General features: G+C 68.5%; 6 protein-coding genes. All 6 read left to right on the top strand.

What is annotated here, in order from left to right; translation table 11 throughout:
* A partial coding sequence (locus JYJ84_RS25945) for a thiamine pyrophosphate-binding protein (protein WP_205189609.1) occupies positions 1-998 on the top strand: 998 nt, incomplete at its 5' end.
* On the top strand, positions 991-1,806 hold the full coding sequence (locus tag JYJ84_RS25940; protein ID WP_122947445.1) for an aspartate dehydrogenase: 816 nt from the start codon (positions 991-993) through the stop codon (positions 1,804-1,806). The genes JYJ84_RS25945 and JYJ84_RS25940, both read left to right, overlap by 8 nt.
* Positions 1,807-1,878: 72 nt before the next feature.
* A complete protein-coding gene (locus JYJ84_RS25935) occupies positions 1,879-3,369 on the top strand; it encodes an aldehyde dehydrogenase (protein ID WP_175223346.1) in 1,491 nt (496 codons plus the stop codon).
* Between the two features lie 18 nt (positions 3,370-3,387).
* On the top strand, positions 3,388-4,350 hold the full coding sequence (locus JYJ84_RS25930) for a VOC family protein (protein ID WP_174944263.1): 963 nt from the start codon (positions 3,388-3,390) through the stop codon (positions 4,348-4,350).
* Complete coding sequence (locus JYJ84_RS25925; protein ID WP_122947442.1) at positions 4,347-5,591, top strand: NAD(P)/FAD-dependent oxidoreductase; 1,245 nt, start codon at positions 4,347-4,349, stop codon at positions 5,589-5,591. Before JYJ84_RS25930 ends, JYJ84_RS25925 begins: the two co-directional genes overlap by 4 nt.
* A 30-nt stretch (positions 5,592-5,621) precedes the next feature.
* Positions 5,622-6,222, top strand: a 601-nt coding sequence (locus JYJ84_RS25920; RefSeq protein ID WP_205189607.1) for an MFS transporter, incomplete at its 3' end; no start/stop codon positions are given.

The raw sequence follows: 6,222 nt of genomic DNA, 5'->3' as shown, positions 1-6,222 counted from the left end.
AACGCCTCGTGAAGCTCGGCTTCGGCGTCGTGACGAGCGTGCAGGGCCGCGGCGTGCTGCCCGAGGATCACCCGGCGACGCTCGGCGCGTTCAACGTGCACGCGTCCGTCGAAGCGTTCTACAAGACCTGCGATGCGCTCGTCGTCGTCGGCTCGCGCCTGCGCGGCAACGAGACGCTGAAGTACAAGCTCGCGCTGCCGCAGCCGCTGTTCCGCGTCGATGCCGACGCGCTCGCCGACAACCGCGGCTATCGCAACGAGCTGTTCGTGCATGGCGATTCGAAGCGCGTGCTGGCCGAGCTGGCCGACCAGCTCGAAGGCCGCCTGTCGGTCGATCCGCAGTTCGCCGCCGATCTCGCGGCAGCCCGCGAGCAGGCGGTGGGCGACGTGTCGAAGGGCCTCGGGCCGTACAAAAAGCTCGTCGACACGCTGCAAGGCGCCGTCGGCCGCGACTACAACTGGGTGCGCGACGTGACGATCTCGAACAGCACGTGGGGCAACCGCCTGCTGAAGATCTTCGAGCCGCGCTCGGGCGTGCATGCGCTCGGCGGCGGCATCGGCCAGGGTATCCAGATGGGCATCGGCGCGGCGCTGGCGGATGCGGCCGCGAAGACGGTCTGCCTCGTCGGCGACGGCGGCCTGATGGTCAACGTCGGCGAGCTCGTCACGGCCGTGCAGGAAAACGCGAACGTGATGATCGTGCTGATGAACGACCAGTGCTACGGCGTGATCCGCAACATCCAGGATGCGCACTACGGTGGCCGCCGCTGCTTCGTGCAGCTGCACCAGCCCGATTTCGCGCAGTTCTGCGCGAGCTTCGGCCTCACGCACTACCGGATCACGTCGCTCGACGACGCGGAAGCGATCGTGCGTGAAGGGATGGCGAAGGAGGGCCCGGTGATGGTCGAGGTCGACATGCTGTCGGTCGGCTCGTTCGCATCGAACTTCGCAGGCCCGCCGGTGAAGAAGGAAGAGCCGTCGGAGCGCCAGTATGCGTAACCACCACGCACCCGTCGACGTCGCGATGATCGGCTTCGGTGCGATCGGCGCGGCCGTGTACCACGCGGTCGAGCACGATGCGTCGCTGCGCATCGCGCACGTGATCGTGCCGGAACACCAGCGCGCGGCGGTGCAGGGCGTGCTGGGCGGCGCGGTGGAGGTCGTGTCGTCGGTCGACGCACTGGCCCGCCGCCCCGAGTTCGCGCTCGAATGCGCGGGCCACAGCGCGCTCGTCGACCACGTCGTGCCGCTGTTGAAGGCCGGCACCGATTGCGCGGTCGCGTCGATCGGCGCGCTGTCCGATCTCGCGCTGCTCGACGTGCTCGCGCAGGCGGCCGACGAAGGCGACGCGACGGTGACGCTGCTGTCCGGCGCGATCGGCGGGATCGATGCGCTGGCATCCGCGAAGCAGGGTGGCCTCGACGAAGTGCTGTACGTGGGCCGCAAGCCGCCGCTCGGCTGGCTCGGCACTCCCGCCGAGGAATTGTGCGACCTGCGCGCGATGACCGAGGAAAAGGTGATCTTCGAAGGCAGCGCGCGCGATGCCGCGCGCCTGTATCCGAAGAACGCGAACGTCGCGGCGACCGTCGCGCTCGCGGGCCTCGGCCTCGACGCGACACACGTGCGCCTGATTGCCGATCCGGCCGTCGCGCGCAACGTACACCGCATCACCGCGCGCGGCGCATTCGGCGAGATGTCGCTGGAAATGAGCGGCAAGCCGCTGCCGGACAACCCGAAGACGTCCGCGCTGACGGCGTACAGCGCGATCCGCGCGCTGCGCAACCGCGCGGCCCGCTGCGTGATCTGACCGGGCCATTGAATGGCCGCCCGCGCCACGGCGAGGGCGGACGTGCAGAGACAGATTTGTGGGACTTGTGACATGACTCCTTTCGATACGAGCCTCGTACCCGACGGCAACATCCTGATCGGCGGCGAATGGCGGCGCGGACGTGGCGCGCCTTTCGCGAGCATCTATCCGGCCGACCAGTCGCTGAACATGGAAGTGTCGACCGCGAACGCGGAAGACGCGGCCGAAGCTGTCGTCGCCGCCGATGCCGCGTGGCGCCGCGCCGATTGGGCCGGGCTGAAGCCGCACCTGCGTGCGCAGGTGCTGTACCGCATCGCCGACCTGATCATGCAGCGCCACGAGGCGCTCGCGAACCTGCAGCGCCGCGACAACGGCAAGCCGATCAGCGAGACGCGCGTGCTGGTGGCCAGTGCCGCGAACACGTTCCGCTATTTCGCGGCGTGCCTCGAAACACTCGACGAGGAACTGACGCCGTCGCGCGGCGACTACCTGACGATGAGCGTGTACGAGCCGATCGGCGTGATCGCGGCGATCACGCCGTGGAATTCGCCGATCGCGTCCGATGCGCAGAAGCTCGCGCCGGCGCTCGCCGGCGGCAACGCGGTGGTGCTCAAGCCGGCCGAAGTCACGCCGCTGGTGTCGCTCGCGCTGGCTCGCATCTGCGAGGAGGCCGGTGTGCCGAAGGGCGTGCTGAGCGTGCTGCCGGGCAAGGGCTCCGTGATCGGCGACGTACTCGTGCGTCATCCGCTCGTGAAGAAGGTGTCGTTCACCGGCGGCACCGAAGTGGGCCGCGGCATCGCGCGCATCGCGGCCGAGAAGCTGATGCCCGTGTCGCTCGAACTCGGCGGCAAGTCGCCGACCATCGTCTGCGACGACGCCGATCTCGATCATGCAGTCAACGGCGTGCTGTACGGCATCTTCAGTTCGTCCGGCGAAGCGTGCATCGCGGGCTCGCGGCTGTTCGTTCAGCGTTCGGTGTACGACGAATTCATGAAGCGCCTGGTCGCGGGCGCACGCAAGCTGCGCGTGGGCGACCCGACGCGGCCCGACACGCAGATGGGCCCGCTGATCACCGCGAAGCATCGCGAATCGGTGGAGCGCTACGTGGCGCTCGGCCTCGAGGAAGGCGGCCGCCTGCTGTGCGGCGGCGAGCGGCCGTCGGGCGACGGGCGCGAGAACGGCTTCTTCTATCAGCCGACGATTCTCGAAGGCTTGCCGAACAGCGCGCGTATCTGCCAGGAAGAAATCTTCGGCCCCGTGCTCGTCGCGATGCCGTTCGACGACGAAGCGTCGCTGATCGCGCAGGCGAACGACAGCGTGTTCGGCCTGGCGGCCGGCATCTGGACGCGCGACTACAAGCGTGCCTGGCGCATCGCGCGTGCGCTCGAAACGGGCACCGTCTGGATCAACACGTACAAGCTGTTCTCGATCTCCACGCCGTTTTCGGGCTGGAAGGAGAGCGGGATGGGGCGCGAGAAGGGGCGTCTCGGCATCCGCGAGTACATGCAGCAGAAGAGCCTCTACTGGGGCTTGAACGACGCGCCGCTGCCGTGGGCGAACTGAGCGAAGGGGAATGACGCAATGAGCATTTTGGGAATCGAGCAGATCACGTACGGCGTCGACGACCTCGCGACCTGCCGGCGCTTTTTCGCCGACTGGGGGATGAAGGAAGTCTCGCACGACGACACGCGCGCACGCTTCGAGACGCTGAACGGCTGCACCGTGCTGGCCGTCAAGGCCGACGATCCGGCGCTGCCGCCCGCGTTCGAAGCGGGCCCGACGCTGCGTGAAGTCACGTGGGGCGTCGCGACGCAACAGGAACTCGACGCGCTGCGCACGAAGCTCGCCGGCCAGCCGGGTTACTACGCGCAGGACGATGCAGTCGGCTGCATCGACCCGAACGGGATGGCGATCCGCATCGAAGTCACGCGCAAGCGCGAACTCGACATCACGGGCTCACCGTCGAACGTGTGGGGCCAGACGCTGCGCGTCGACCAGCCGAGCCCGATCTATGCACGCGCGGAGCCGGTCGAGGTCGGGCACGTGGTGTTCTTCACGAACTGCCTCGACGCGCAGGAAAAGTTCTATCACGAGCTGCTGGGCTTCGAGACGTCCGACCGTTACCCGGGCCGCGGCGCGTTCATGCGCTGCGCGCCGCACGGCGGCCACCACGACCTGTTCCTGCTCGCGCTGCCGAACGGAAAGCGCGGCCTGAACCACGTCGCGTTCACCGTGCGCGACATCCACGAAGTGTTCGGCGGCGGCATGCATATCGACCGCTGCGGCTGGGAAACGCAACTCGGCCCGGGCCGTCACCCGGTGTCGTCCGCGTACTTCTGGTACTTCCAGAACCCGGCCGGCGGCCTGATCGAGTACTACGCGGACGAAGACATGCTGACGCCCGAGTGGCAGCCGCGCGAATTCGAGCCGGGCCCGACCGTGTTCGCCGAATGGGCCGTCGACGGCGGCCTCGACGGCAACACGCGCCGCCAGAAGAACGCGAAGGCGCCGGAAGGCAAGTTCATGACGGAGCGGAAATCATGAGCGAAGGGAACGAACAGGCGCAGGCAGCGCCCGGCACGGTCGTCGTGATCGGCGGCGGCCAGGCCGCCGGCTGGGTGCTGAAGACGCTGCGCGCGGAGGGCTTTGCGGGCCGTCTCGTGATGATCGCCGACGAACCGCATCTGCCGTACGAGCGCCCGCCGCTGTCGAAGGCCGTGCTGGCTGGCGACGCCGACATCGAAACCGTGCGCGTCGTGCGTCCCGACGAATTCGACGCGCTGAACGTCGAAGCATGGCAGCCGGAACGCGCCGCGTCGATCGACCGTGCACGCCGTGTCGTGACAACCGAAAGCGGCCGCGAGATCGAATACGACCGCCTCGTGATTGCGACCGGCGGCACGTCGCGCCGCCTGCCGGACGCGCTCGTGAAGACCCCGAACCTGCATTACCTGCGTACGCTCGACGAAGCGGCCGCGCTCGGCGAGAAGCTGCGCGCGAGCCAGCGCGTGCTCGTGATCGGCGGCGGCTGGATCGGTCTCGAAGTTGCGGCGACGGCGCGCAAGCTCGGCGTCGAAGCGGTCGTGGTCGAAGGCGCGCCGCGCCTGTGCGGCCGCTCGGTGCCGCAGATCGTGTCGGATTTCCTGCTCGACCTGCATCGCTCGAACGGCGTCGACGTGCGGCTCGGTGCGGCGCTCGCGTCGCTCGACGCGCAGCCCGACGACGCGTCGAAGGTGCGGGCAACGCTCGCCGACGGCACGACGATCGACGCCGATTTCGCGGTGGCCGGCATCGGCCTCGCGCTGAACGCGTCGCTTGCGAGCGACGCGGGGCTGGCGATCGACGACGGCATCGTCGTCGACGAATTCGGCGCGACGAGCGACCCGGCAATCTTCGCGTGCGGCGACGTCGCGAACCATCACAACGGCTGGCTGAAGCGGCGCGTGCGGCTCGAATCGTGGGCCAACGCGCAGAACCAGGCGATCGCGGCCGCGAAAGCCGTGCTCGGCGTACGTGCGCCCTACGCGGAGATTCCGTGGTTCTGGTCCGATCAGTACGACGTGAACCTGCAGATCCTCGGCGACCTGCCGGCCGATGCGCAGCTCGTCGTGCGCGGCGAGCTTGCCGCGCGACGCGCGACGCTGTTTTTCGTGGGCGAAGGACACGTGAGAGGTGTCATCGCCGTGAACAACGCACGTGAGCTGAAGCTCGCGCGCAAGTGGATGAACCAGGGCCGGGCAGTGGATACGGAAGCCCTGGCAGACACGAGCAAGACACTGGCCTGACCGGGCGACGAGACACAGGAGACACCCCGCATGAGCACTTTCGACAACGTCGTGGCCGGTCGCGCCACGATGGAAGCTGCCGCCTCCACGCCCGGCGCGATCATCGCGCGGCTCGAGCGGCTTCCGGCCAACGCGATGCAGATCCGCGCGCGCGTGCTGATCGGCACCGCGACGTTCTTCGACGGCTTCGACGTGATCACGATCGCGGCGACGCTGCCGCTGCTGATCCACAAATGGGGGCTGTCGCCGACGCAGATCGGCCTGCTGATCGCATCCGGCGCGATCGGCCAGCTGATCGGCGCGTTCCTGTTTCCTGCGCTGGCGGAGAAGCACGGCCGCGTGAAGGCGATCGCGTGGAGCTCGGCCGTGATCGGCATCACGAGCATCGCGTGCGGCTTCGCGCCGACCTTCGAGATCTTCGTGCTGCTGCGGATCCTGCAAGGCCTGGGCCTGGGCGGCGAGCTGCCGGTCGCCGCGACCTATATCAACGAGATCACGCGCGCGCATGGCCGCGGCCGCTTCGTGCTGCTGTACGAGATCGTGTTCCCGATCGGCCTGCTCGTGTCGATGGCGCTCGGCGCGTGGCTCGTGCCGCGCTTCGGCTGGGAAATCATGTACTTCGTCGGCGGGC

The organism is Burkholderia sp. LMG 13014, assembly GCF_905232215.1.
In the GTDB taxonomy this organism is placed as follows: domain Bacteria; phylum Pseudomonadota; class Gammaproteobacteria; order Burkholderiales; family Burkholderiaceae; genus Burkholderia.
This window is presented reverse-complemented; position numbering and strand designations above follow the sequence as displayed.